The sequence below is a fragment of the Piezobacter thermophilus genome (genome assembly GCF_055386745.1).
In genome coordinates this window covers 564,976-590,401 of record NZ_AP042380.1, presented here as the reverse complement: position 1 = coordinate 590,401, position 25,426 = coordinate 564,976, and the positions used below count along the sequence as shown (strand labels likewise).

At 67.1% G+C, this 25,426-nt stretch carries 24 protein-coding genes; 16 read left to right on the top strand and 8 right to left on the bottom strand.

The window, feature by feature from the left end:
• Positions 1-68 precede the first annotated feature (68 nt).
• The 3 genes from ACZ5CM_RS02740 to ACZ5CM_RS02730 all read right to left on the bottom strand — a co-directional run bounded on the left by ACZ5CM_RS02740 (position 69) and on the right by ACZ5CM_RS02730 (position 2,834).
• A complete protein-coding gene (locus ACZ5CM_RS02740) occupies positions 69-1,100 on the bottom strand; it encodes a permease (RefSeq protein WP_464641044.1) in 1,032 nt (343 codons plus the stop codon).
• Positions 1,093-1,401, bottom strand: a complete 309-nt coding sequence (locus tag ACZ5CM_RS02735; RefSeq protein ID WP_464641043.1) for an ArsR/SmtB family transcription factor — start codon at positions 1,399-1,401, stop codon at positions 1,093-1,095. The genes ACZ5CM_RS02740 and ACZ5CM_RS02735 overlap by 8 nt, the downstream gene beginning before the upstream one ends.
• Positions 1,402-1,547: 146 nt before the next feature.
• Positions 1,548-2,834, bottom strand: coding sequence for an NAD(P)/FAD-dependent oxidoreductase (locus tag ACZ5CM_RS02730; RefSeq protein ID WP_464641041.1), 1,287 nt, complete (start codon positions 2,832-2,834; stop codon positions 1,548-1,550).
• 249 nt (positions 2,835-3,083) lie between these two features.
• Between ACZ5CM_RS02730 and pdxR the strand changes: the two genes are divergently transcribed.
• From pdxR to ACZ5CM_RS02710, 4 genes are all read left to right on the top strand, one after another.
• On the top strand, positions 3,084-4,544 hold the full coding sequence (gene pdxR / locus ACZ5CM_RS02725) for a MocR-like pyridoxine biosynthesis transcription factor PdxR (protein ID WP_464641039.1): 1,461 nt from the start codon (positions 3,084-3,086) through the stop codon (positions 4,542-4,544).
• Between the two features lie 89 nt (positions 4,545-4,633).
• Positions 4,634-5,050 (top strand): YqaA family protein, encoded by a 417-nt coding sequence (locus ACZ5CM_RS02720; RefSeq protein ID WP_464641037.1) that lies wholly within the window; start codon positions 4,634-4,636, stop codon positions 5,048-5,050.
• A 203-nt stretch (positions 5,051-5,253) separates the two neighbouring features.
• A complete protein-coding gene (xsc, locus tag ACZ5CM_RS02715; protein ID WP_464641035.1) occupies positions 5,254-7,032 on the top strand; it encodes a sulfoacetaldehyde acetyltransferase in 1,779 nt (592 codons plus the stop codon).
• Between the two features lie 3 nt (positions 7,033-7,035).
• Positions 7,036-7,782, top strand: coding sequence for a TSUP family transporter (locus ACZ5CM_RS02710; RefSeq protein WP_464641033.1), 747 nt, complete (start codon positions 7,036-7,038; stop codon positions 7,780-7,782).
• A gap of 127 nt (positions 7,783-7,909) precedes the next feature.
• Here the strand turns inward: ACZ5CM_RS02710 and ACZ5CM_RS02705 are convergent, their stop codons facing one another.
• Positions 7,910-8,761: a phosphate acyltransferase gene (locus ACZ5CM_RS02705; protein ID WP_464641032.1), complete on the bottom strand. Its 852-nt coding sequence runs from the start codon at positions 8,759-8,761 to the stop codon at positions 7,910-7,912.
• Positions 8,762-8,797: 36 nt separating this feature from the next.
• Between ACZ5CM_RS02705 and ACZ5CM_RS02700 the strand changes: the two genes are divergently transcribed.
• The 4 genes from ACZ5CM_RS02700 (at position 8,798) to ACZ5CM_RS02685 (ending at position 14,577) form a co-directional block, all read left to right on the top strand.
• Complete coding sequence (locus ACZ5CM_RS02700) at positions 8,798-9,934, top strand: citrate/2-methylcitrate synthase (protein WP_464641031.1); 1,137 nt, start codon at positions 8,798-8,800, stop codon at positions 9,932-9,934.
• Positions 9,935-10,045: 111 nt separating this feature from the next.
• On the top strand, positions 10,046-12,871 hold the full coding sequence (locus ACZ5CM_RS02695) for a molybdopterin oxidoreductase family protein (protein ID WP_464641030.1): 2,826 nt from the start codon (positions 10,046-10,048) through the stop codon (positions 12,869-12,871).
• A gap of 85 nt (positions 12,872-12,956) precedes the next feature.
• Positions 12,957-13,697, top strand: a complete 741-nt coding sequence (locus tag ACZ5CM_RS02690) for a 4Fe-4S dicluster domain-containing protein (RefSeq protein ID WP_464641028.1) — start codon at positions 12,957-12,959, stop codon at positions 13,695-13,697.
• Position 13,698: 1 nt separating this feature from the next.
• Entirely contained in the window at positions 13,699-14,577 is an 879-nt protein-coding gene (locus ACZ5CM_RS02685; RefSeq protein ID WP_464641026.1) for a dimethyl sulfoxide reductase anchor subunit family protein, read from the top strand.
• Between the two features lie 101 nt (positions 14,578-14,678).
• Here ACZ5CM_RS02685 and dapA read toward each other — a convergent pair whose 3' ends face one another.
• Entirely contained in the window at positions 14,679-15,551 is an 873-nt protein-coding gene (dapA, locus tag ACZ5CM_RS02680) for a 4-hydroxy-tetrahydrodipicolinate synthase (protein ID WP_464641025.1), read from the bottom strand.
• 149 nt (positions 15,552-15,700) lie between these two features.
• On the opposite strand from dapA, the gene ACZ5CM_RS02675 reads away from it, so the two are divergent.
• Positions 15,701-17,662, top strand: a complete 1,962-nt coding sequence (locus ACZ5CM_RS02675; protein WP_464642463.1) for a lytic transglycosylase domain-containing protein — start codon at positions 15,701-15,703, stop codon at positions 17,660-17,662.
• On the opposite strand, the gene ACZ5CM_RS02670 is transcribed toward ACZ5CM_RS02675, so the two are convergent.
• Together ACZ5CM_RS02670 and mnmC2 are read right to left on the bottom strand one after the other, a co-directional pair.
• The gene (locus tag ACZ5CM_RS02670; RefSeq protein ID WP_464641023.1) at positions 17,636-18,520 is read right to left on the bottom strand and encodes a DMT family transporter; all 885 of its coding nucleotides are present in this window, start codon (positions 18,518-18,520) and stop codon (positions 17,636-17,638) included. The genes ACZ5CM_RS02675 and ACZ5CM_RS02670 overlap by 27 nt on opposite strands.
• Entirely contained in the window at positions 18,517-19,182 is a 666-nt protein-coding gene (gene mnmC2 / locus ACZ5CM_RS02665; protein WP_464641022.1) for a tRNA (5-methylaminomethyl-2-thiouridine)(34)-methyltransferase MnmC2, read from the bottom strand. Before mnmC2 ends, ACZ5CM_RS02670 begins: the two co-directional genes overlap by 4 nt.
• Positions 19,183-19,229: 47 nt before the next feature.
• Here mnmC2 and ACZ5CM_RS02660 point away from each other — a divergent pair, with 47 nt between their 5' ends.
• The gene (locus ACZ5CM_RS02660) at positions 19,230-20,273 is read left to right on the top strand and encodes an NAD(P)/FAD-dependent oxidoreductase (protein WP_464641021.1); all 1,044 of its coding nucleotides are present in this window, start codon (positions 19,230-19,232) and stop codon (positions 20,271-20,273) included.
• 24 nt (positions 20,274-20,297) lie between these two features.
• On the opposite strand, the gene ACZ5CM_RS02655 is transcribed toward ACZ5CM_RS02660, so the two are convergent.
• Positions 20,298-20,948: a GntR family transcriptional regulator gene (locus tag ACZ5CM_RS02655; RefSeq protein WP_464641019.1), complete on the bottom strand. Its 651-nt coding sequence runs from the start codon at positions 20,946-20,948 to the stop codon at positions 20,298-20,300.
• Positions 20,949-21,194: 246 nt separating this feature from the next.
• On the opposite strand from ACZ5CM_RS02655, the gene pcaF reads away from it, so the two are divergent.
• The 6 genes from pcaF to ACZ5CM_RS02625 all read left to right on the top strand — a co-directional run bounded on the left by pcaF (position 21,195) and on the right by ACZ5CM_RS02625 (position 25,426).
• Positions 21,195-22,397 carry a 3-oxoadipyl-CoA thiolase gene (gene pcaF, locus ACZ5CM_RS02650; protein ID WP_464641018.1) on the top strand — a complete coding sequence of 401 codons (1,203 nt, stop codon included), beginning with the start codon at positions 21,195-21,197 and terminating at the stop codon, positions 22,395-22,397.
• 75 nt (positions 22,398-22,472) lie between these two features.
• On the top strand, positions 22,473-23,465 hold the full coding sequence (gene paaA, locus ACZ5CM_RS02645; RefSeq protein WP_464641016.1) for a 1,2-phenylacetyl-CoA epoxidase subunit PaaA: 993 nt from the start codon (positions 22,473-22,475) through the stop codon (positions 23,463-23,465).
• A 22-nt stretch (positions 23,466-23,487) separates the two neighbouring features.
• Positions 23,488-23,772 (top strand): 1,2-phenylacetyl-CoA epoxidase subunit PaaB, encoded by a 285-nt coding sequence (gene paaB / locus ACZ5CM_RS02640; RefSeq protein ID WP_464641014.1) that lies wholly within the window; start codon positions 23,488-23,490, stop codon positions 23,770-23,772.
• Entirely contained in the window at positions 23,772-24,539 is a 768-nt protein-coding gene (gene paaC / locus ACZ5CM_RS02635) for a 1,2-phenylacetyl-CoA epoxidase subunit PaaC (protein WP_464641012.1), read from the top strand. The genes paaB and paaC overlap by 1 nt, the downstream gene beginning before the upstream one ends.
• A 40-nt stretch (positions 24,540-24,579) precedes the next feature.
• Entirely contained in the window at positions 24,580-25,050 is a 471-nt protein-coding gene (paaD, locus tag ACZ5CM_RS02630) for a 1,2-phenylacetyl-CoA epoxidase subunit PaaD (RefSeq protein WP_464641010.1), read from the top strand.
• Positions 25,051-25,063: 13 nt separating this feature from the next.
• Positions 25,064-25,426, top strand: a complete 363-nt coding sequence (locus ACZ5CM_RS02625; RefSeq protein ID WP_464641009.1) for a nuclear transport factor 2 family protein — start codon at positions 25,064-25,066, stop codon at positions 25,424-25,426.

Sequence of the window (25,426 nt, the reverse complement as noted above, 5' to 3'; positions counted from 1 at the left end):
CCACCACTCACGAAGCGGAAAAGGCCCCGGCGAACACGCCGGGGCCAACGTCTTTCGGCACAACCCCGTCAGGCCACGATCCCGAACAGCAGTCCGGCCAGAACCGCGCCGGTCAGACCGAGCAACAGGTAGATTGCAAAGACCCGAGGGGTCACCAGCGACCACACCGCCGCCATCGCCGGCACCGAACTGACCGCCCCCGACACGATGAAGGCCATGCCGGCACCGGCGCTCATGCCCTGTTCCATCAGCCCCGCCACCATCGCCGGCGCGACATAGGAGTTGAGATATGCGGGCATCCCCACCAGCGCCGCCGCCAGCACCGGCAACGCTCCCTCGCCTCCGACCAGCCCGGCGATCAGCCGCGCCGGCACATATTGCACCAGCAGCGCCTCCAGAACATAGGCCAGGGCCAGCCATTTCAGCAGGAAGAGGGCATTGCGCACAAACTCGCCACGGAAAACCGCACGCCGGTCCGGTTCCGTCCAGAACCGCCAGAGCGGCCGCCCGCCAGATGCCGGACCACAGCTGCACCCGCAGGCGCGATACGCCTTCAGCGGCGCCGCGAACGCCCCGCGCCGCATCAGGGCGCGCACAACGAACCCTCCGAACAATCCCAACCCGACCGCCGCCACAGCCTTGGCCACCGCGAACGGCCAGCCCAGCGCCGCGGCGGTGATCAGCAGCGTCGGCGGATCGATCAGGGGCGAGGACAGCCAGAACGCCATCACCGCCGAAAGCGGCGCGCCCAGCGCCAGCAACCCGGCCACGAAGGGGATCACCTCGCACGAACAGAAGGGCGCCAGCCCTCCGAAAAGCGCGGCCAGCAGGATCATCCGAACCTCGTGCCCCTGAAAGGCACGGGCCACCAGGAGCTCGGCCCCGGTGGCCTTGAGCCACGCCAGGAGCAGGACCGCGAACAGGATGTAACGCGACGTGCTGGCCAGCGCACGGGCGGCGAACTCGACCGTCGCCCGCAGATTGCCGGGGTCGAGCAGCGCCACCGCCAGCAACAACGCCGCGATCGCCGCCCAGGGAGTTTTCAGCGCATCCACCGCCCCGCGCCAGGCGCGCCCCTCATTCAGTGACGTTTCAGACATCCCTCGCCGCCCCCTTTTCCTGATCGGCGCAGCATTCGGCCAGAATGAACCGCGCCAGTTTCTCCAACGCATCATAGTCGGCCCGGTTGATCACCGCCCGACCGGCCTTTTCCTGAATCACCAGCCCGCCGGCGGCGAGGAACTTGAGGTGATGGGCCAGGGTAGATGGCGCAATGCCGGTCCGTTCCCGTATCTCGCCCACGGTCAGCCCCCGCTCGCCCGCACGCACCAGCGTGCGAAGCACCTTCAGCCGCGATTCCGACCCCATCGCGGCAAAGCCCTGTGCAAAAGTTTCCCACATCGCATGATTCCCAATTAAACTATAAAACTAGTTATATCGAACCATAGTTCCCCGCAAGGCCCCCTGTGCAAGCCGGCTTCGGCATGATGACCAAAGAAAAGGACCGCCCGGGGGCGGTCCTGCACTGGCTTGCGCTGGCGGGCGGATCAGAGCCTTTTGACCTCGGTCAACTTGTTGATCCCCAGCACCTTCAGAAGCGCCTTTTCATAGAAGGGCTCGGAGGTGCCCTTGCGCAGCTTGCTCAGGAAGTATTTTTCAAAGCCGATCTTGGCCACATGCACCCACTTGCCCGAAGACGCCCAGTTGACGTTGCGCGGCGGAATCTGCGGCTGCGCCACGAAGGCCACGCCGGAATCTCCGAAATCGGCCAGGCACACGGCGTTCCAGCTGCCCTGGTGGTCGGGTTCCTGCCCGCGCAGGATCTGGCCGATGTTGAGCGCCGTCGCCGTGACCATGGATTCGATCATGAAGCCGGTCTTGGGCACGCCGCAGGGGACCGGGGTCGGCCCCACCGGCGGAATGGCCACGCAGACGCCGATGCCGAAGATGTTGGGATATTTCGGGTTACGCTGATGTTCGTCCACGATGATGAAGCCGCGCGGGTTCACCAGCCCCTCGATGCCCATCACCGCGTCGATGCCGCGAAACGCCGGCAGCATCATGGCGAAACCGAAATCCAGTTCCTTTTCCGCCTTGACCGATCCGTCCTCGGCGATCTCCTCGATGAACATCTTGCCTTCCTCGACCTTCTGCACCTTGGCCGAGGTGATCCACTTGATGTGATGCTCGCGCATCTCGGATTCCAGAAGGCCCTTGGTATCGCCCACGCCATCAAGGCCCAGATGCCCGATATAAGGCTCGGAAGTGACGAAGGTGATCGGTACCTTGTCGCGGATCTTGCGCCGGCGCAGCTCGGTATCGAGGATGAAGGTGAACTCGTAGGCCGGACCGAAACAGGACGCCCCCTGAACCGCGCCGACGATGATCGGCTTGGGGTCCTTGCAGAATTCCTCGAAGGCGACATGGGCCTTCTCGGCGTGATCTACGTGACAGATCGACTGGGTATGCCCGCCGAACGGGCCGAGCCCCTCGATCTCGTCAAAGGCAAGCTCGGGGCCGGTGGCGATGATGAGAAAGTCGTAATCGACAGAGGTTCCGTCCTCCAGCTCCACCCGGTTTTCGTCGGGGTGGACCTTTTTCGCCGGGACCGCTTTGAAATCAATCTTCTTCTTCGCCATGATCTTCGACAGATCGATCGATATGTTGTCGCGCTTGCGCCAACCGACCGCGATCCACGGGTTGGACGGGACGAAGTGATAAATCGGGTCCTTGGTAATGACTGTGATCCGGTCCTCGGGGCGCAGCTGCTCCTGCATCTCGTAGGCCATGATCGAACCGCCCAAGCCGGCCCCCATTACGACGATATGAGCCATCCAGTGTTTCCTCCTGACACCGCGAGCGCAGGGCACTCGTGAATTTCAAGTCAAAGACATTCGAACAATCGGCAAGCCCCCTTCGCCGGACTCGCCGTCCGGCGAAGAGGTGCACACATTCGGTTTAGTAGATATATCAGAAATTCATCGGAATGCCTACAAGATTTTTCATTTCTTGCGAGGCCGGGCGCGCCCGGGGAATATCATGACCGGTTTGCGCGCGGTATGGGTCCGGCATATCGTGCAATCATGGCGATTTCGGTCGAAACCTTTTTCCTCAATCCGGATGCAACAGGCACGCTGCAGGCGCAGATCCAGCAGATGATCGCCGAAGGGATCCTGTCCGGGCGCTTCCATGTCGGGGAAAAGCTGCCCTCGTCGCGCAGGCTGGCCCGGCATCTGGGGGTCAGCCGGATCACGGTGACGCTGGCCTATACCGAACTTGTCGCCAACGACTATCTCACCTCGCGCGGGCGGTCGGGATATTTCGTCTCCGAGAATGCACCGGTGCCGCCGGTCTACGACCCGCCAAAGCGGCGCGAAGACCGGATCGACTGGCCGCGCGTTCTGGCCCGCCGGTTTACCGGAGGCAACACGCTGCGCAAGCCCGGCAACTGGAGCGAGCTGCGCCACCCCTTCATCTACGGGCAGGCGGACCCGTCGCTGTTCGACCATGCCAACTGGCGGCTGTGCGCCCTGCGCGCGCTGGGGCAGAAGGATTTTGCCTCGCTCACCACCGACTATCACGACGAGGACGACCAGCTTCTGGTCGATTTCATTGCCCGGCACACGCTGCCCCGCCGCGGCATCACCGCCCGGCCCGAGGAAATCCTCATCACCCTGGGCGCGCAGAATGCGCTGTGGCTGACCGCGCAGATCCTGCTGAATCGGCGCCGCAAGGCCGCGATCGAGGATCCGTGCTATTATTCCCTGCGCGACCTCCTGGTACAGGCGCGCTGCCAGCTTGCCCCGGTTCCGGTCGATTCGGACGGGTTGCCGCCGCAAGCGATTCCCGCCGATACGGACGTGATTTTCACCACCCCCAGCCATCAGAGCCCCACCTCGGCCACCATGCCGGTTGCGCGGCGTCACGCCCTGCTGAAACGGGCCCGCGAAATCGGCGCCATGATCGTCGAGGACGACTATGAATTCGAGATGGCCTATCTGCGCGCCCCCACCCCCGCCATGAAGTCGCTGGACGACGACGGGCGCGTGATCTACGTGGGCAGCTTTTCCAAGTCGCTCTTTCCGGGGCTTAGGCTGGGCTATCTGGTCGGGTCCGAGGTCTTCATCCGCGAGGCCCGCGCCCTGCGCACAAGCGTCCTGCGCCACCCGCCCGGACACATCCAGCGCACCGCCGCCTATTTCCTGTCGCTCGGCCATTACGACGCCCAGATCCGGCGCATGGCGGAAAAGCTGCACGAACGCCGCCAGACCCTGGAAGAGGCCATCGAAAGGCACGGGCTGACCATTGCCGGGCGCGGGGCCCATGGCGGGTCGTCGCTGTGGATGCGCGCGCCCGAGCGGATCGACACGACCCGGCTGGCCGAAACGCTTTATTCCGAAGGCGTGCTGATCGAGCCCGGCGCGCCCTTCTTCTTCGGACCGTCTCCACCGACGCATTTCTATCGCCTTGGATACTCCTCCATCCCTGCCGCGCGCATTCACGAAGGGATCGAACGCATCGCCCGCGCCATCGAACGGCAGTGACGCGGGCGCCCCTTGCCCGTGGCAAACATGCGCCCCGCGTGGTAGCGACGCCTCGCCCCGATTCCCGAGCAGAAAGTTCCGCATCCGGCATGTCCACCCTCATCGCCCTCGCGACAGGCGCCTTCCTTGCCTCAACGATCCTGCCGTTCTCGTCCGAAGTGATGCTGTCGGCGGCCCTCGCGGCGGGCGATTTCGATCCCCTGCTGCTGATCGCCGTGGCCACGGCCGCCAACACGGCGGGGGCACTGGTGAACTGGGCGCTTGGCCGATGGCTGCTGAACTGGACGGATCGCAGGTGGTTCCCCTTCTCGCGGGCGCAGCTGGACCGGGCCGCCGGCCGGTTCAACCGCTACGGAGTCTGGTCGCTGCTGTTCGCGTGGGTTCCGATCATCGGGGATCCGCTGACCTTCGCCGCAGGCGTGCTGCGGGTTCGCCTCCATCTGTTCCTGCCCCTCGTCGCCTTGGGGAAAGGGGCCCGCTACGCCGCCCTGGACCTGCTCTTCTGACCCCGCCCCCCTCCTTCCTCTTGCCCCAAATACTCCGGGGGGCGGCCGAAGGCCGGGGGGCAGCGCCCCCTGCTCACCGCAACTGGCCCTAATCCGCTACCCCGACTGGCCCTAACCCCGCCCCGCCCCGCGGCCTAAACCCGAAGCAGACCCGGCCCCCTCGGCCGGCACGGCCTGCTGCGCATCAACGGGAGTTTCCGCACATGAAAATGACCACCGAGGAAGCCTTCATCAAGGTTCTGCAGATGCACGGGATCGACACCGCCTTCGGCATCATCGGCTCGGCCTTCATGCCGGTTTCCGACCTCTTTCCCAAGGCCGGCATCCGGTTTTTCGACTGCGCCCACGAAGGTTCGGGCGGGATGATGGCCGATGGCTACACCCGCGCCTCGGGGCGGATGAGCATGATGATCGCCCAGAACGGCCCCGGCATCACCAATTTCGTGACCGCCGTGAAAACCGCCTACTGGAACCACACGCCGCTGCTGCTGGTCACCCCGCAGGCGGCCAACAGGACCATGGGCCAGGGCGGCTTCCAGGAGGTGGAGCAGATGCGCGCCTTTGCCGACATGGTCTGCTATCAGGAAGAGGTGCGCGACCCCGCGCGCATGGCCGAGGTGCTCAACCGCGTGATCCTCAAGGCAAAACGCGCCAGCGCCCCGGCCCAGATCAACGTGCCGCGCGACTACTTCACGCAGGTCGTGGACATCGACCTGCCGCAGATCGTGCCGATCGAACGCCCCGCCGGCGGCGACGAGGCCGTGGCCGAGGCCGCAAGGCTGCTGGGCGAGGCGCGCTTCCCGGTGATCCTGAACGGCGCCGGGGTGATCCTGGCCGGCGCCATCCCCGACACCGTCGCCCTGGCCGAGCGACTGGACGCGCCGGTGTGCTGCGGCTACCAGCACAACGACGCCTTTCCCGGCAGCCACCCGCTCTTTGCCGGGCCGCTGGGCTACAACGGCTCGAAGGCGGCGATGGAGCTGATCGCACGGGCCGACGTGGTGCTGGCGCTGGGCAACCGGCTCAACCCGTTCTCGACCCTGCCGGGATACGGCATCGACTACTGGCCCCGGAACGCCAAGCTGATCCAGAACGACCTCAACCCCGACCGGATCGGACTGACCCGGAGGGTGGATGTCGCCATCGTCGGCGATGCCGGCAAGGTGGCGCGGCAGATCCTTGCCGCGCTGCCCGACCACGCCGGGGACGCAGGCCGCGAGGAACGCCGCGCCCTGATCGCGCAGACCAAATCCGCCTGGGCGCAGCAGCTGGCCGCCATGGATCACGAGGACGACGACCCCGGCACCGACTGGAACGCGCGGGCCCGGGCGGCCAGACCCGACTGGATGAGCCCGCGCATGGCCTGGCGCGCGATTCAGGCGGCGCTGCCGAAAGAGGCCATCATCTCTTCGGACATCGGCAATAACTGCGCCATCGGCAACGCCTATCCCAGCTTCGAGGCGGGCCGGAAATACCTCGCCCCGGGCCTGTTCGGCCCCTGCGGCTACGGCCTTCCGGCCATCATCGGCGCCAAGATCGCCTGCCCCGACGTGCCGGTGGTGGGCTTTTCCGGCGACGGCGCCTTCGGCATCGCGGTCAACGAACTCACCGCCATCGGGCGTCCCGAATGGCCCGCCATCACCCAGGTGGTGTTCCGCAACTACCAGTGGGGCGCGGAAAAGCGCAACTCGACCCTGTGGTTCGACGACAATTTCGTCGGCACCGAACTGAACGAACGGGTCTCCTACGCCGGCATCGCGCAGGCCTGCGGGCTGAAGGGCGTGCAGGCGCGGACGATGGAGGAACTCACGGAGGCGCTCAACCGGGCGATCCGCGACCAGATGGAGAACGGCACCACCACGCTGATCGAGGCGATGATCAACCAGGAACTGGGCGAGCCGTTCCGCCGCGACGCGATGAAGAAACCGGTCCGGGTGGCCGGCATCGACCCGGCGGACATGGCCCCGCAGCAGGTCGGATAAGCCTTGGAATTGCCCTTTGCGCTCCTGCCCGCCCAGGGGGCGTTTCTGGCCGCGGCACTGTTCGTGGCGGCCTTCATCCGCGGCTATTCCGGTTTCGGCTTTTCCGCGATCTTCATCATCCTCGCGGCATTGGTGACCAATCCGATCCCGCTGATCCCCGTGGTGTTCGCCTGTGAAATCGCCATGACCGCGTTTCAGGCGCGCGGAATCGGGGCCGATATCGACTGGCGCCGGGTGATCCCGCTGGGGCTGGGCGCGGCGCTGGCCACGGTTCCGGCGGTTCATGTCATGGCCCGGCTCGACGAGGGTCAGGCGCGGCTGGCGGTTTCGGCGCTGGTGCTGGTGCTCAGCCTGGTGCTGCTGGGGGGCTGGAAACTGTCGCGCCCGCTGCGCGGGCCGGGCCATTTCGGCGCCGGCCTGGTGGCTGGCATGGCCAACAGCGCCGGAGTCGGCGGGCTGCCCACGGCGGCGTTCCTCGCGGCCCAGCCGATGCGCGCGACCGCCTTTCGCGCCACGCTGATCGCGTTCCTGACTGCGCTCGACCTGATGGCACTGCCGGTGATGGCGGCGAACGGGCTGGTGGGGCCGGACACCGGCCTGGGCGCGGCGATCGCCTTTCCCATCCTCGGCCTTGGCATCTGGGCCGGCACGCGCCGGTTTGCGGCGGCCTCAGGCGCGCAGTTCCGCCGCGCGGTGGTGACGCTGCTGGCGGGGCTGGCCCTGCTCAACATCCTGCGAGCGGCGTCATGAGCGGCGCGGCGGGACATGCGCGCGGGCCACGCCCGAGGCCGGACCTGCGCGCCGCTTCGCGGCAACCCGGCAGGTCGCGGCCCACTCCCTCGATCCGCGCCGGCCGGCACCCCCCGGCGGGCCGGGCTCAGGCCTGCGCCGCCGCCAGCACCGTGGCCGCCACGATGTCTTCGACCGTGGCGCCGCGGCTGAGATCGCAGACCGGGCGGGCGAACCCCTGCAGGAATGGCCCCAGCGCCTGCGCCCCGCCCAGTTCCTGGCACAGCTTGTACGCGATGTTGCCCGCATCCAGCGACGGAAAGACCAGCACATTGGCATCCACCGGCGCAATTCCCTTCTTCCCGGCAATCCGCGCATTCAGCGCCGCATCCGCCTGCACCGGCCCTGCAAAGCCCGTCGCCTCGGCCGCCGCGCGCACCCGGCGCACGCTGTCGCCATCGCCCGAGGCGCCGGTGGAAAAGGACAGCAGCGCCACCCGCGCCTGCCCCAGCAGCGCCCGCGCCGATGCGGCCGAGGCCCGGGCGATTGCCGCCAGCCCCTCGGCGTCGGGGGCCACGTTCACCGCGCAATCGGCAAAGATCATCTCGCGCCCGTCCGGGAAGCGCATCAGGAAGAAGGACGACGGCAGCGCCACCCCTTCGGCCAGACCGATGGCGATGGAGGCGGCCTCGATCACCCGCCGGGTGGGGGCATCGGCACCGGCCACCATCGCGTCGGCCTCGCCCGCCGCCACCATCGCCGCGGCCCGATACAGGGGGCGGGCCACCAGGCGCCGGGCGATCGCCTCCTTCATCCCCCGCGCCGCGACCAGCGCCGCCACATGGGCCTCGCCCGGCGGCGCCAGCGGCAGGGGCCGGGCGAGTCCCTCGGCCGCAAGCCGCGCCGCTGCCTCGGCCACCCGGGGTTCGTCCATCTCGGGGAAAACGATGCGCGCCTGCCGCTGCCGGGCGGCCTCATGCGCCTTGTCCAGTACCGACATCTCCACCTCTCTGCCTCTGATGAGAAGGGTTCAGCAATGACCGACACCGTCAAGATCAATCGCGGCCTCAAGGGCATCTATTTCGAACGCTGCGGCGTCTCCGACATCGACGGCGCAAAGGGCGAACTCAGCTATCGCGGCTACTCGATCCACGATCTTGCCACGCAGTCCACATTTGAAGAGGTGGCCTATCTGCTGATCTTCGGAGACCTGCCCACCGCCGCCCAGCTGGCCGATTTCGATGCCCGCCTGAAAGCCGCCCGCACCCTGCCCGGGGAGATTTTCGACATCATCGCCGCCTGCCGGGACGGCCACCCCATGGACGTGCTGCGCACCGCCGTCTCGGCACTGGCGACGCTGGAGCCGCAAGCCCGCGAGGTCAGCGAGGAGGCCTTCATCGAAAACGGCATCCGCCTGACCGCGCAGGTGCCGATGATCGTGGCCGCCCATGACAACATCCGGGGCGGGCGCGACCCGGTGCCCGCCGACCCCGAGCTGTCCCATGCCGCCAACTGGCTGTGGATGCTCAAGGGCGAGAAACCCGATGCCGACACCGCGCGGCTGGCGGATGTGGATTTCATCCTGCATGCCGAGCATGGCTCCAACGCCTCGTCCTTTGCCGCCCGGGTCACCATCGGCACCGAAACCAACCTGCATGGCGGCATCGTCACCGCGATCTCCACCCTGGCCGGGCCGGCGCACGGGGGTGCGGCCGAGGACGTGATGAGGATGGTGCGCGAGATCGGCAGCCCCGAAAACGCCGCCCGCTACGTGCGGGAAAAGCGCCGCAACCGCGAACCGGTGATGGGATTCGGCCACCGCGTCTATCGCAAGGAGGACCCCCGCGCCCGCCATCTGCGCGAGGGGGTGCGCCGGCTGGGCGAGAAGATGGGCGCGCCGGAGTGGTACGAGATCCTTCAGGCCGTGGTCGAGGCGATGAAACCCTATTCCCGTCACGGGCTGAACGTGAACGTCGATTTCTACTCGGGCGTGATCTACCAGCTGCACGGCATCCCGATGGACCTCTATGTTCCGATCTTCGCCATCGGGCGCATGCCGGGCTGGGTAATCCAGTGCATCGAGCAGCTGCGCCGCAACATCCTGATCCGCCCGCTCACGCTGTACGACGGTCCGGCACCGCGCCCCTATGTCCCGATCGAGGAACGCGGCTGATCTCCTCCCGAGAGGGGCCGACAGGACGAGCAACACACATTCAAAAAAACAGTCGCATTTTTTTGAATGTTAAATTAACGTGCCCGCAAACCCGGGGAGGAGAGAGAGCGGATGGGATACCAGCAACCGGTCGTGGACACATCGCCCAAGGTCTCGGACGAGGTGCGCAAGACCACATGCTACATGTGCGCCTGCCGGTGCGGCATCAACGTGCACATGAAGGACGGGAAGGTCGCCTATATCGAGGGCAACCGCGATCACCCCGTGAACCGTGGCGTGCTTTGCGCCAAGGGATCCTCGGGCATCATGCAGCACAACGCGCCCTCGCGCCTGCGCGCGCCCATGAAGCGGACAGGCCCCCGCGGCTCGGGCGAGTTCGAGGAAATCTCCTGGGACGAGGCGCTGGAAATCGCCACCTCGTGGCTGAAGCCCCTGCGCGAAAAAGACCCTGAAAAACTTGCATTTTTCACCGGCCGCGACCAGTCGCAAAGCTTCACCAGCTTCTGGGCGCAGAATTTCGGCACGCCCAACTACGCCGCCCATGGCGGGTTCTGCTCGGTCAACATGGCGGCGGCGGGCATCTACACCATGGGCGGTGCCTTCTGGGAGTTCGGCCAGCCCGACTGGGACCACACGAAGCTGTTCATGCTGTTCGGCGTGGCCGAAGATCACGATTCCAACCCGATCAAGATGGGAATCGGCCGCATCAAGGCGCGCGGGGCGAAGGTGATCGGGGTCAACCCGATCCGCTCGGGCTACAACGCGGTGGCGGATGAATGGGTGGGAATCACCCCCGGCACCGACGGGCTGTTCATCCTGTCGCTGATCCATGTGCTGATGAAGTCGGGACGAATCGACCTCGACTATCTCGCCCGCTACACCAACGCCCCCTGCCTGGTGAACGCCGCTGAAGGCCCCGAAAAGGGCCTGCTTTTGCGCGACGACGACGGCAAACCGCTGGTCATCGACCGCGCCAGCGGCAAGCCGGTGCCCTTCGACCGCAAGGGCGTGCGCCCGGATCTGAATGCCACGCTGGAGCGCGACGGCACCACCCACCGCACCGTCTTTCACCTGATGGCCACGCGCTACCTGTCCGGGGAATTCGCCCCCGAATCGGTGGCCGAACGCTGCGGCGTGCCGGCCGAAAGGATTCGCGCCATCGCCGCCGAGCTGGCCCGCGTTGCCTTCGACGAGGCCTTCGAGCTTGAGCGCGAATGGACCGATTTCCGCGGCGAAACGCACAAGACCATGATCGGCCGCCCGGTCAGCTTCCACGCCATGCGCGGGATCTCGGCCCATGCCAACGGCTTCCAGACCTGCCGGGCGCTGCATGTGCTGCAGATCCTCCTCGGCACCGTCGAGGTGCCCGGCGGCTTCCGCTTCAAGCCGCCCTATCCCAAACCGGCCGAGGCCCACCCCAAACCGCATGTCGGCGTCACTCCCGGTGCACCGCTTGACGGGCCGCACCTGGGCTTCGTCCACGGCCCCGAAGATCTGGCGCTGAAGGAGGACGGCTCTCCCGCCCGCATCGACAAGGCGTTCACCTGGGAAAACCCGATGTCCAGCCACGGGCTGATGCACATGGTGATCTCGAACGCCCATGCCGGCGATCCCTACCGCATCGACACGCTGTTCATGTACATGGCCAACATGTCGTGGAACTCGACCATGAACACCCGGGCCGTGATCGAGTTGCTGACCGACCGCGATCCCGAGACCGGCGAATACGTCATCCCGCGGATCATCTATTCGGACGCCTATTCCTCGGAAATGGTCGCCTATGCCGACCTGATCCTGCCCGACACCACCTATCTGGAGCGCCACGACTGCATCTCGCTGCTCGACCGCCCGATCTGCGAGGCAGACGCCGCCGCCGACGCCATCCGCTGGCCCGTGGTCGAGCCCGACCGCGACGTGCGCGGGTTCCAGTCGGTGCTGATCGACCTCGGCGCACGGCTGGGCCTGCCGGCTTTCGTGAACGAGGACGGCAGCCCGAAATGGAAGGACTACGCCGACTACATCGTCAACCACGAACGCAAGCCGGGCATCGGCCCACTGGCCGGCTGGCGCGGCAAGGACGGCTCGAAGACCGGCCGGGGCGAGGTGAACCCGCAGCAGCTGGACCGCTACATCGAGAATGGCGGCTTCTTCGTGGCCCACATCCCCGAAGGCGCCGACTACTACAAACCATGGAACACCGCCTACCAGGACTGGGCGGTGGGCATGGGCCTCTACGACAGCCCCCAGCCCTACCTGTTCCAGATATATGTCGAACCGCTGCGCCGCTTCCAGCTTGCGGCCGAAGGCCACGGCACCCGCCAACCTCCCGAACATCTGCGCCAGCGAATCCTCGACACCCTCGACCCGCTGCCGATCTGGTACGAAACCGACCAGACCGGCAACGACGGCTTCACCATCAACGCCCTGACCCAGCGGCCCATGGCCATGTATCACAGCTGGGGCAGCCAGAACGCCTGGCTGCGCCAGCTGCACGGGCACAACCCGCTCTATGTGCCCACGAAGATCATGCGCGAGGCCGGCCTCAAGGATGGCGACTGGGCCCGGGTGAGCTCACCGCACGGCTCGATCGTGGTGCCGGTGATGGAAATGGCCGCCCTCAACGACAACACCGTGTGGACCTGGAACGCCATCGGCAAGCGCAAGGGCGCCTGGGCGCTTGAGCCCGACGCGCCCGAGGCAACAAAGGGCTTCCTGCTCAACCACATCATCCACGAACTCCTGCCGCCCAGGGGCGACGGGCTGCGCTGGGCCAATTCCGACCCCGTGACCGGCCAGGCCGCCTGGTTCGACCTCAAGGTGAAAATCGAAAAGGCCGCCGACCCCGACGAGCGCAGTGAATGCGACCCCGCCTTCCCGCCGATCAAGTCCCCCGTCGGCACCGGCCCGAAGGAACTGCGCTGGAAGGTCGGCAAATGAGACGTCTTTTTCTGGCTGCAAATATCCCGGGGTCCGGGGCAGCGCCCCGGCCCGGCTCTCTCAACCCGCGCCGAGGCCCGACGACATGACCCAACTCCCTGCCAAGACCGAAAGGAAGCTCGGCCTGGTGATCGACCTCGACACCTGCGTCGGCTGCCATGCCTGCGTGATCTCCTGCAAGGGCTGGAACACCGAGAACTACGGTGCCCCGCTCTCCGACCAGGATCCCTATGGCGCCAATCCGCGCGGCACCTTCCTCAACCGCGTGCATTCCTACGAATGCACCCCCGCAGACGGCGCCGCGCAACTGATCCACTTCCCCAAGTCGTGCCTGCACTGCGAGGACGCGCCCTGCGTCACCGTCTGCCCGACGGGCGCCAGCTACAAGCGGGTCGAGGACGGCATCGTGCTGGTCAACGAATCCGACTGCATCGGATGCGGGCTGTGCGCCTGGGCCTGCCCCTATGGCGCGCGCGAGCTGGACCGGGCCGAGGGCGTGATGAAGAAATGCACCCTGTGCATCGACCGCATCTACAACGAGAACCTGCCCGAAGAGGACCGCGTCCCCGCCTGCGTGCGCACCTGCCCCGCCGGGGCGCGCCATTTCGGCGACTTCGCCGATCCCGAAAGCAACGTGTCAAGACTGGTGGCCGAGCGCGGCGGCATGGACCTGATGCCCGAACAGGGCACGCGGCCCGTCAACAAGTATCTGCCACCGCGACCCAAGGACCGTATCGACAGCGATGCCGCGCCGGCTCTGACCCCCGTGGCCGAGGAGGCCTCGGGCTTCTTCGCGTGGCTCGACAAGGCTCTGGAGAAAATCTGACATGCACCCGGCTCCTTCCGTCATCATCTTCACCACCTTCTCGGGGCTGGGCTTCGGCCTGCTGTTCTGGCTGGGCATCGGTCTGCCGGAGGTGACCGGCATGACCGCCTTCCTGCTGTTCGCCGTGGCCTATCTGTTCGCCGTGGGCGGGCTGATTGCCTCGACCTTCCATCTGGGTCATCCCGAACGCGCGCTCAAGGCCTTTACCCAGTGGCGCAGCAGCTGGCTGAGCCGCGAAGGCTGGGCCTCGGTCATCGCGCTGGTTCTGATGGCGCTCTACGGAGCCGGGCTGGTGTTTCTCGACCAGCGGTGGGTTCTGCTCGGCTATGCCGGAGCGGCCATGAGCCTCGCCACCGTGTTCACCACCTCGATGATCTATACCCAGCTGAAGACCATCCCGCGCTGGCACACGGCGCTGACGCCGGTGAGGTTCCTCTCCTTCGCCCTGGCCGGCGGCGCGTTGCTGGCCGGACAGGTAAAGACGGCGATTCTGCTGCTGCTTGTGGCCGGGGTGGTACAGGTGGCGCACTGGATGCGCGGCGACAGCGCCCTGGCGGAATCCGGCACCACGCTGGCCAGTGCGACAGGGCTGGGCCGCATCGGTGACGTGCGCGCCTTCGAGCCGCCGCACACGGGCAGCAACTACCTTCTCGAGGAATTCGTGCACGTGGTGGGCCGCCGGCACAGCCAGAAGCTGCGGGTGATCTCGATCCTGCTGATGGTTGCGGTGCCGGTGGCGCTGCTGATGCTGCCCTTCAACCACCTGATCGCGGCGCTGGCGGTGTTCAGCCATGTGCTGGGCGTTCTGGTGGCGCGCTGGCTGTTCTTCGCCGAGGCCGAACATGTGGTCGGCCTGTATTACGGCAAGCGCCACGCTTGAGGGCGGGACGGTGCGAGGGGGCTCTGCCCCCTCGGCCCTGCGGGCCTCACCCCCGGAGTATTTGGGGCGAGATGAAGGCGGGAAAGCTCTGGGGACAGGTGTCAGAGCAGGCCGGCATGTTTCATGGCCGCGTCGATCGCCGCCTTGGTTGAATCTTCCAGCCCGGTAAGCGGCAGGCGCACCTCTTCGCTGCACAGGCCGAGTTTCGAGAGCGCGTATTTGGCCCCGGCAAGGCCGGGCTCGATGAAGATTGCCTCGTGCAGCGGCATCAGCCGGTCCTGGTATTCCAGCGCCTTTGCATAGTCGCCCGCCAGCGTGGCGTTCTGGAATTCGGCGCACAGGCGCGGGGCGACGTTGGCGGTGACCGAGATGCAGCCCACGCCGCCATGCGCGTTGAAACCCAGCGCCGAGGCGTCTTCGCCGGACAGCTGGATGAAGTCCGGTCCGCAGGTGGCGCGCTGCTTGCTGACGCGGGTGATGTCGCCGGTGGCGTCCTTGACCCCGATGATGCGCGGCAGCTTCGCCAGTTCGCCCATCGTGGCCGGGGTCATGTCAATCACCGACCGCCCCGGAATGTTGTAGATGATGATCGGCAGCGCGCAGCAGTCGTGCAGGGCGGTGAAGTGGGCGATCAGGCCGCGCTGGGTCGGCTTGTTGTAGTAGGGGGTGACTACGAGTGCGGCATCGGCTCCGACTCGGTGGGCGTGGCGCATGAAGCGGATTGCCTCGACCGTGTTGTTGGAACCCGCGCCGGCGATCACCGGGACGCGTCCGGCGGCGGCCTTGACCACCTCTTCGATCACGGTTTCGTGTTCCTCATGCGTCAGCGTGGGGCTTTCGCCGGTGGTGCCGACAGGAACAAGCGCCGTCGTGCCTTCGCCGATCTGCCATTCGACAAGGCGTTTGAGCGTTTCCAGGTCCAGCTCTCCGTTCCGGAACGGGGTGACGAGGGCGGTCATAGAGCCTTTGAACATGGGGCACGCTCCCTTTGCTTGGATTCTGGCGGGCCAAAACCCGCCGGTTGACGCCACCGGCCATTCAGGTGTTGATCCGGCCGCGGCAGGGCTTATCGTCAATGGCTCTAGCCTTGGTTGCCGTGGATTTGCAAGGGATGACGCGCAACATGTTTCGCGTGGTGGCGATGCTGGCCCTGGTGCTGGCGGTGTTGGTTCGGCCGGCCGAGGCGGGTGTGGACCGTCTGAAACAGGCGCTGAGCGAGATGCGAAGCGGCAACTGGGAGGTCGCTCTGGCCACCGCCGGCGCGCGCGGATCGGTGGCGCGCGACATCATTGTATGGCACTGGCTGCGGGCCGGCGAGGGATCGGCCGGCGATGCGCTGGTCTTTCTCGGCCGGCGCCCGGACTGGCCCGGTCTGGGCAGGCTGCGGCGCAAGAGCGAAGCCGCCTTTGACGGAGAACGCCCCGAGCGGGTTCTTGCCTTCCATGACGGGCACCCGCCGCAGACCGCCCAAGGCGCGCTGAACCTCGCCCGCACCCTGATCGCGCGAGGGCGCACGGGCGATGCCCGGGCCGAGGTGGTTCGCGCCTGGCGGACGATGCCGATGGAGCCCGAGCTCCAGAAGGAATATCTGGCCGAGTTCGGCCGCCTTCTGAAACCGCACCACTGGGCGCGGCTCGACCGGATGCTGTGGGACGGGCAGCTGGCCAGTGCGCGGCAGATGCTGCCTCTTGTCGATCCTGGCCGCAGGGCGCTTGCCGAAGCCCGCATCGCGCTGGCGGAAATGAAACCGGGGGTGGATGCGCGGATAAGGGCCGTTCCCAGGGCATTGGCGGACGATCCGGGGCTTGCCTGGGCGCGCTTCGTCTGGCGCGACCGCAAGGGACTGGACGACAGCGCGATAAAGCTGTTGCTCGATCGCAGCAAGAACGCCGAGCGGCTTGGCCAGCCGAAAAAATGGGCCGGGCGGCGGCGCAATCTGGCGCGACAGGAGATGCGCGAGGGCGATCCCCGGAGGGCCTACCGGATTGCCGCGCTGCATCGCCTGGGCCCGGAGGACGGCTATGCCTATGCCGATCTGGAATGGCTTGCCGGCTATATCGCCCTGCGCAAGCTGCGCGACCCGGCAACGGCGGTGAAGCATTTTCGCCGGTTCGACGCGGTCGTGGCCTCCCCCATTTCCAAGGGACGGGCGGGGTATTGGCTTGGCCGCGCCTACGAGGCGATGGGAAAGACCGACGAGGCCCACCGCGCCTTTGACATGGCCGCGCGTTACCAGACATCCTTTTACGGGCTGCTGGCGGCCGAGCGGATCGGGCGCCGGTTCGACCCCGCCCTTGCCGATCCGGGGCCGGCTCCGGATTGGCGCAATGCGCCCTTTCTGAAATCCAGCGTGGCTCAGGCCGGGCTGCTGCTGGCTGCGGCTGACGAGCCGGCCCTTGCCGCGCGGTTCTTCACCCATCTGGTCGATTCGCTCGATTCCCCGCAGATTGCCCAGTTGGCGCAGATGGCGATCGACTTGCGTCAGCCCCATGTCGCCGTGATGATCGCCAAGCGCGCGGCGCGGCGCGGGATGGTGCTGCCGGCGGCCTACTACCCGCTGCACCCGGTGGCCGATCTCGATCTGCCCATGGCGAAGGAGATGACCCTTGCCATCGCGCGCAGGGAAAGCGAGTTCAATCCGAAGGTCGTCAGCGGCGCGGGCGCGCGCGGGCTGATGCAGGTGATGCCCGGAACGGCCAAAAGGGTGGCGGCCGAGCTGGGCATCCTTCGCGGCCACCGCACCGACCGCCTGACCGGCGAATGGCGCTACAACGCCCGGCTGGGGGCGCAGTATCTTGCCGGCCTGGCCGCCGAGTTCGGCGGCAACGTGGTGCTGATGGCGGCCGGCTACAATGCCGGGCCGGGGCGGCCGCGGCGATGGATCGCGGATTTCGGTGACCCGCGCGCGCGGCAGGTGGACGTCGTGGACTGGATCGAAAGCATTCCCTTCAACGAAACCCGCAACTACGTCATGCGGGTGACCGAAAGCCTGCCCGTCTATCGCGCGCGGCTGGGCAAGCCGGCCCTGCCGATCCCGTTCTCGCAGGAGCTGAAGGGCTCAACCCTTGCGGCGTTCGCGCCATAGGGTGAACAGGCCGGCGGCGATCACCAGCGCCGCCCCCAGCACCACGTTGGTGCGCAGTGTTTCTCCGAACACGGTGAGGCCGAGAATCGACGCCCAGACCAGGTGGAAATAGGCGAAGGGCTGCACGGCGCTGGCCTCGGCCATCTCGTAGCACTTGATCAGCAGCCAGTGGCCGAAGGCGCCGCTTACGCACAGGACCGCCATCCAGCCCCAGTCGGCGGCACGCATCGGTTCCCAGAAGAAGATGCCGATGGCGGTCATCACCACGGCGCCCGTGGTTCCGGTCCAGAAGAAGCTGGTCGCCGTCGTGTCGCGGCGCGCCACATAGCGGGTCAGAAGGCCGTAGAGCGCGAACATGAACGCCGAGATCAGCGGGATGATCGCTGCCGGGTCGAACACGCCGCTGCCGGGGCGCAGGATGATCAGCACGCCCACGAACCCCACCCCGATGGCTGCCCAGCGCCGCCAGCCCACCGCCTCGCCCAGGACCGGGCCGCTCAGCGCCGCGACCAGCAGCGGATAGGAGATGAACACCGCAAGGCTGTCGATCAGACCCAGAAGGGTGAACCCGTAGACGGCAACGCCGATCTCGGCCGCCAGCAGCGCACCGCGAAAGGCCTGGACGAAGGGCTGGGTGGTGCGCGCCGCCGCCCGCAGGCCTCCCGGAGAGCGCGCCGCCAGCGCGATCACGAAAGCGGCGAAGAACCAGTAGCGGATCATCACCACCATCCAGGTATTGTAGGTCCCGGCCAGGTGTCGCGATATCCCGTCCTGAAGCGCGAACACGATCGTCGCCGCGATCATCAGCGCGATGCCCGCGGGCACGTTGTTGCGTTGCGCGACCGCCGGCCCCGTCATGCCAGCACACCCCGCGTCATGTGTCGCTTGCGCCCGAATCCGGGGCTTCGCTCGACGCGAAAGCCCGCCGCCCCGAGGGCGCGGCGCACATGGCCCGCGGCCGTGTAGGTGGCGACGGTTCCGCCGGGCAAGGTATGGCGGGCGACCTCGGTCAGAAGCGCCTCTTCCCACAGTTCCGGGTTTCGCGCCGGGGCGAAGCCGTCCAGAAACCACGCATCCGCCCGCCCCTGCCATGCGGGAAGGCTGCGCCGGGCATCGCCTTCAATCACGCGAAGCCGCAGGCTGCCCAGATCGGCCGCGCCGCCCTGCCAGCGGTCGAGAAACCGCGCGGCCCATGGGGCAAGTTCGGGGAAGGCGGCCAGCGCGCGGCGAATGTCGCCGGGCGCCATCGGGAAGGCCTCGAAGCTGGTGAAGCGCAGCGGCCCGTCGATGCCGGCCTTCTCCCACGCGGCCCAGGCGGCCAGCATGTTCAGCCCGGTGCCGAAGCCCAGCTCGGCGATATGGAACCCCGGCCGGAAACGCGCGGGCAGGTCGTTGCCGCCCAGGAACACGTGCCGGGTCTCGGCCAGCCCGTCGGCAAGCGAGAAATACGGATCGTCGAAGCGGGCCGAGACCGGCACCCGCCCGTTTCTCCAACTCAGTTCCGCGCTCTGGCCAGTCATGACCCGATCCCTTACACCCGTTGCATCTGTGGACAAGGACGGAGGCCTTGGCAATGGCCGATGTGACGATTCGCGGCGCCGGCATCTTCGGGCTTTCGATCGCCTGGGAATGCGCCCGGCGCGGGGCGCGCGTGCAGGTGGTGGACCCTGCCGGCCCCGGTGCGGGATGTTCCGGCGGGCTTGTGGGGGCCCTGGCCCCGCACGTGCCCGAGAACTGGAACGACAAGAAGGCCTTTCAGTTCGAAAGCCTGATCATGGCCGAAACCTTCTGGGCGGGCATCACCGAGGCGGGCGGCGTGCCGGCGGGCTATGCACGCACCGGGCGGCTTCAGCCCATCGCGGACGAGCGCGCGCTGGAACTTGCCCGCAGGCGCGCCGAATCCGCCCGCGCGCTGTGGCGGGGCCTGGCGGAGTGGCGCGTGCGCCCGGCCGCGGATCTGGGCCCCTGGACACCGCCCAGCGGCACCGGGCTGGTCATTCACGACACGCTCAGCGCCCGGATGTCCCCCCGCCGCGCCTGCGCGGCGCTGGTCGCGGCGCTGGCGGTTCGCGGCATCGAAGTGGTGAAAGAGGCCCCCGACCGGGGACAGGTGATCCACGCCACCGGCATGGCCGGCCTGGAGGAGCTGAACCGCGCCTACGGGCGAACCATCGGCAGCGGGGTCAAGGGGCAGGCCGCGCTGCTGCGCTTTCACGCGGACGAGGATGCACCGCAGATCTTCGCCGATTCGGTCCATATCGTGCCCCATGCGGATGGCACGGTGGCCGTGGGTTCGACCAGCGAACGCGATTACGACGACCCGCGGGCCACCGATTCCCGGCTGGACGACGTGATCGCGCGGGCGGTGGCGGTCATGCCCGTGCTGCACGGCACCGAGGTGATCGAACGCTGGGCCGGAATCCGCCCGCGGGCCAGGTCGCGGGCACCGATGCTGGGACGGCATCCGCTTCGCCCTGGGCAATTCATCGCCAACGGAGGCTTCAAGATCGGGTTCGGCGTGGCCCCCAAGGTGGCGCAGGTGATGGCCGATCTGGTTCTGGAAGGCCGCAACGCGATCCCCGAGGGGTTCCGGCCCGAGGCGTCGCTCTGAGCCTTTTCACCCGCCACTTTTCGCTCAGGACAGGGCCGCGAGAAGATCCATCACCGTCACTTCGTCGAACTGGACATGGGCGATCATGGCCGCCTCGGCCTCGTCCCGGCGGTGCGCGGTGATCAGCGCGGCAATTTCCCGATGCTCGCGCGCCGAGGTCGCGATGGCGCCGGGATAGCGGTAGCGCGCCCGGTAATAGGCCATCAGCTTGCGCGCGTTCATCTTGATCATGTCCACCAGAAACGGGTTGCCCGAGCTCAGCGCCACGACCTCGTGAAAACGCAGGTTGAGCTGATAATACCCGGCCGGGTCGGCATCGCCCTTTTCGCGCGCATGTGCTTCGCAGGCGGCAACGGCCCGTTCCAGGTCGCGTGCGTTCTGCGCCGACAGCCGCCGCGCGGCCAGGCCTGCCGCCTGTCCCTCGAGATTCGCGTGCACCTCCAGAATGGCCAGGAATTCTTCGAGCGTCGGCTTGAACACCACCGCGCCCTTGCGCGGCAGCCGGCGAATCAGACCGGCCGCTTCCAGCTGAATGAAGACTTCGCGCACCGGCGTTCGCGAAACACCGTGCCTTTCGGTCAGCCGCGCCTCCTCGATCACGTCGCCGGGATTGAGGCGTCCGGCATCGATGTCCCGCAGAATCGCGTTCAGAACGAGTTCCGTCTGACCTGCCATGTCTTCCCAAGCTCCGCTTTTCGCCGCAAGGTAAGCCGGGCGGGAGTATCGCGCAAACACTCCCGCACCGGGGCCGGGCATCCGCGTTGCCCGGCCCGAGGGAGGCCGACCGATGCGTCACGTTACACCAATCTCGAAAATCCAGGATTCGCGTTACATTTCTCTTGCCGCGAATCGACTTCGAGGTTATTAAACCGACCATTCGGTCGCTTATTGGCGCGCGAACAGGAGGGAGATTTCACCGAAATGGACGCATTCATCTGCGATGCGCAACGCACGCCCATCGGGCGCTATGGCGGCGCCCTGTCGTCGGTCCGCACGGACGATCTGGCCGCCATTCCCATTGCCGCGCTGGTTCGGCGCAACGGCGATGTGGATTGGGAACGCCTGGATGACGTGGTTTATGGCGATGCCAACCAGGCGGGCGAGGACAACCGCAACGTGGCCCGCATGGCCGCGCTGCTGGCCGGGCTGCCGGTGAGCGTGCCTGGCACGACCGTCAACCGCCTTTGCGCGTCGGGGCTGGATGCGGTCGGCTCGGTCGCCCGCGCGATCCGGGCCGGCGACTACGACATGGCGATAGCCGGCGGGGTCGAAAGCATGAGCCGCGCGCCCTTCGTCATGCCCAAGGCCGAGGCCCCTTTTTCGCGCGCGAACGCGGTTTACGACACCACCATCGGCTGGCGCTTCGTGAATCCGAAGATGCAGGCCGAATACGGCACCGATTCGATGCCGCAGACCGCCGACAACGTGGCCGCCGACTACGACATCAGCCGCGCCGACCAGGACGCCTTCGCCGCGCGCAGCCATGCGCGCTGGGAGGCGGCGCACAAGGCCGGGATCTTCGCCGACGAGATCACCCCCGTCACCGTGCCGCAGCGCAGGGGTGACCCGATCGTCGTGGATACCGACGAACACCCCCGCCCCGGCACCACCGTCGAAAAGCTGGCCGGGCTGCGCGGGATCAACGGCCCCGATCTGACGGTTACCGCCGGCAATGCCTCGGGCGTCAATGACGGCGCGGCGGCGCTGCTGATCGCCAGCGAGGCGGCAGCCGAAAGGAACGGCCTGACGCCCATGGCCCGCATCGTCGGCATGGCGGCGGCGGGGGTCGAACCCCGCGTCATGGGAATCGGCCCGGTTCCTGCCACCCGCAAGCTGCTGGACCGCACCGGGCTGACCATCGAGCAGATGGATGTGATAGAATTGAACGAAGCCTTCGCCGCCCAGGCGCTGGCGGTTCTGCGCGAACTGGGGGTGCCGGACGACGCGCCGCATGTGAACCCCAATGGCGGCGCCATCGCCATCGGTCACCCGCTGGGCATGTCGGGGGCGCGGCTGGTGCTGACGGCCGCCTGGCAACTGAAACGCACCGGGGGGCGCTATGCCCTGTGCACCATGTGCATCGGTGTCGGTCAGGGCGCGGCCCTGATTCTCGAACGCGTGTGACATGGCGCAGCCCGTGCCCGGCCGGCTTCCGCGGTTCGGGCTGCGCGACAGGAAGGAATGGGAGGACTGCCCGCAATGTATGCTCAGATGATCAAGACCGCCTCGAACGGCATCAAGCCGCGCGAGGAAATGACCGAGGAAGAGCGCCGCTTCCAGGACAAGATCGACAATGACGTGAAGATCGAGCCCAAGGACTGGATGCCCGAGGACTACCGCCGCACGCTGATCCGCCAGATCGGCCAGCACGCCCATTCCGAGGTGGTCGGCCAGCTGCCCGAGGGCAACTGGATCACCCGCGCCCCGACGCTGGAGCGCAAGGCGATCCTGCTGGCCAAGGTGCAGGACGAGGCGGGCCACGGGCTCTATCTCTACTCGGCGGCCGAGACGCTGGGCGTCAGCCGCGACGAGCTGATCGAGCTGCTGCACGAAGGCCGGATGAAATATTCCTCGATCTTCAACTATCCGACGCTCAACTGGGCCGATATCGGCGCGGTGGGATGGCTGGTGGACGGGGCGGCGATCATCAACCAGGTGGCGCTGCAGCGCACCTCATACGGGCCCTACAGCCGGGCCATGATCCGCATCTGCAAGGAGGAAAGCTTCCACGCCCGCCAGGGCTATCACGCGATCATGAAGATGGCCTTCGGCACCCCCGAACAGAAGAAGATGGCCCAGGATGCGGTCAACCGGCTGTGGTTCCCGGCGCTGATGATGTTCGGGCCGTCCGACAAGGACTCGGTGCATTCGGAACAGTCCATGGCCTGGAAGATCAAGGTGAAGTCCAATGACGAGCTGCGCCAGCAGTTCGTGGACCAGACCGTGCCGCAGATCGAGTATCTGGGCCTCGACCTGCCCGATCCGGCTATCAAATGGAACGAAGAGCGGGGCCACTACGATTTCACCCCGCCCGACTGGGACGAGTTCTTCAACGTCATCAAGGGCAACGGGCCGTGCAACAAGGACCGGATGCGCGAACGCATCAAGGCCTGGGAGGATGGCGCCTGGGTGCGCGAGGCGCTTCTGGAACACGCCCGCAAGAAAGCCGCCCGCAAGGTTGCGGCGGAATGATCCGCTCTTTGGAGGAAGCGACATGAAAAACGAATGGCCCCTTTGGGAAGTCTTCATCCGCGGCCAGCACGGCCTGGCCCACCGCCATGTGGGCAGCCTGCACGCGCCCGACGCGGAAACCGCGATCCGCAACGCCCGCGACGTCTATACCCGCCGCAACGAGGGTGTCTCGATCTGGGTGGTCGAGGCGCGCCATATCGCCGCCAGCTCGCCGGGCGAGAAGGGCCCGCTGTTCGAGCCGTCCGAGAGCAAGGTCTATCGTCACCCGACCTTTTTCGACATCCCGGAAGAAGTGGGGCACATGTGATGGCGAAGGTGGACAAGGACGCCCTGTTCCAGTTCCTGCTGCGCATGGGCGACAACACGCTGATCCTGGGGCACCGGGTTTCCGAATGGTGCGGACACGCGCCGGTTCTGGAAGAGGATATCGCGCTGGCCAACACGGCGCTGGACCTGATCGGCCAGACGCAGATGTGGCTGGGCTATGCCGGAGAGGTTCAGGGCGAGGGCCGCTCGGCCGATGACCTGGCCTTCCTGCGCGACGCCTGGGATTTCCGCAACCTGCTGCTGGTCGAGCTGCCCAATGGCGATTTCGGCCAGACCATGATGCGCCAGTTCCTGTTCGACGCCTGGGCCTCGGTGCTGCTGGGGCATCTGAAGGCAAGCTCCGACCCGCGCATCGCCGAGATCGCCGCCAAGGCCGAAAAGGAGGCGGCCTATCATGTGGAGCGTTCCTCGGGCACGGTGGTGGGGCTTGGCGACGGCACCGAGGAAAGTCACGCCCGGATGCAGGCGGCGCTGGACTACCTGTGGCCCTATGTGGGCGAGATCTTCGCCACCGACGCGGTGGACAGGGCCATGGCCGAGGCCGGGATCGCTCCGCTTCCCGAAAGCCTGCGCGGCGAATATGACGCGCTGGTGCGCAAGGTGCTGGACGAGGCCACGCTGACCGTTCCGCCGGGCGACTATGTGCACCGGGGCGGGCGCGACGGGCGGATGCACACCGAGCATCTGGGGCACATCCTGTCCACGATGCAGTGGCTGCAGCGCGCCTATCCGGGCTGCGAATGGTAACCGCCCGGGGGCTTCGAGATCCGGTTGCAGGGACTGGACGATGGTGGAACAGGTGAAACCTTCGACCGAAGAGGTCATGGCGTGGCTCGACGCCGTTCCCGACCCCGAGATCCCGGTGATCTCGCTGGTCGATCTCGGCATCATCCGGCAGGTGGCGTGGGAAGGCGACACCCTGGTGGTCAGCGTGACCCCCACCTATTCCGGCTGCCCGGCCACTTCGGTCATCAACAGGGACATCGAAACCGCCCTGCGCGCGCGGGGGATCGAGAAGCTCGAGCTTCGCCAGCAGCTGTCCCCGCCCTGGACCACCGACTGGCTGTCGGAAAAGGGCCGGGCGGCGCTGGAAAGATTCGGCATCGCCCCGCCCCGCCCGGCCGGCAGCCCGCAGCGCTGCCCGCGCTGCGGCGGCGAGGATCTCGAATTGCTCAGCCAGTTCGGGTCCACCCCCTGCAAGGCGCAGTGGCGCTGCCGCGACTGTCTGGAACCGTTCGACTATTTCAAGTGCATCTGAGGAGGCCCGAAACATGAGGACGGCCGACGCGATCGCAGTCAGGGAGGTGCTTGAGGACTATATCCGCGGCACCCGCAACAGCGACGCCGAGCTGTTGCGCGGCCTGTTCCACCCCGGCGCCGTGGTGGCCGGCCATTTCGGCGAGGAACTTCTGGTCAGCGGGCCGGACAGTTTCATCGAAAAGGCAGCCGTCACCCCCGCCGGACCCGATTACACGGCCTGCGTGGCCTCGGTTTCGGTCATCGGGCGGACGGCCACGGCCTGCGTCGTCGAGGACGGCCTTTGGGGCGGCATGTCCTTCGTGAACCGCTTTCACCTGGTGCTGGAGCCCGATGGCGACTGGGTGATCACGGCAAAACTCTATCACCGCGACTGA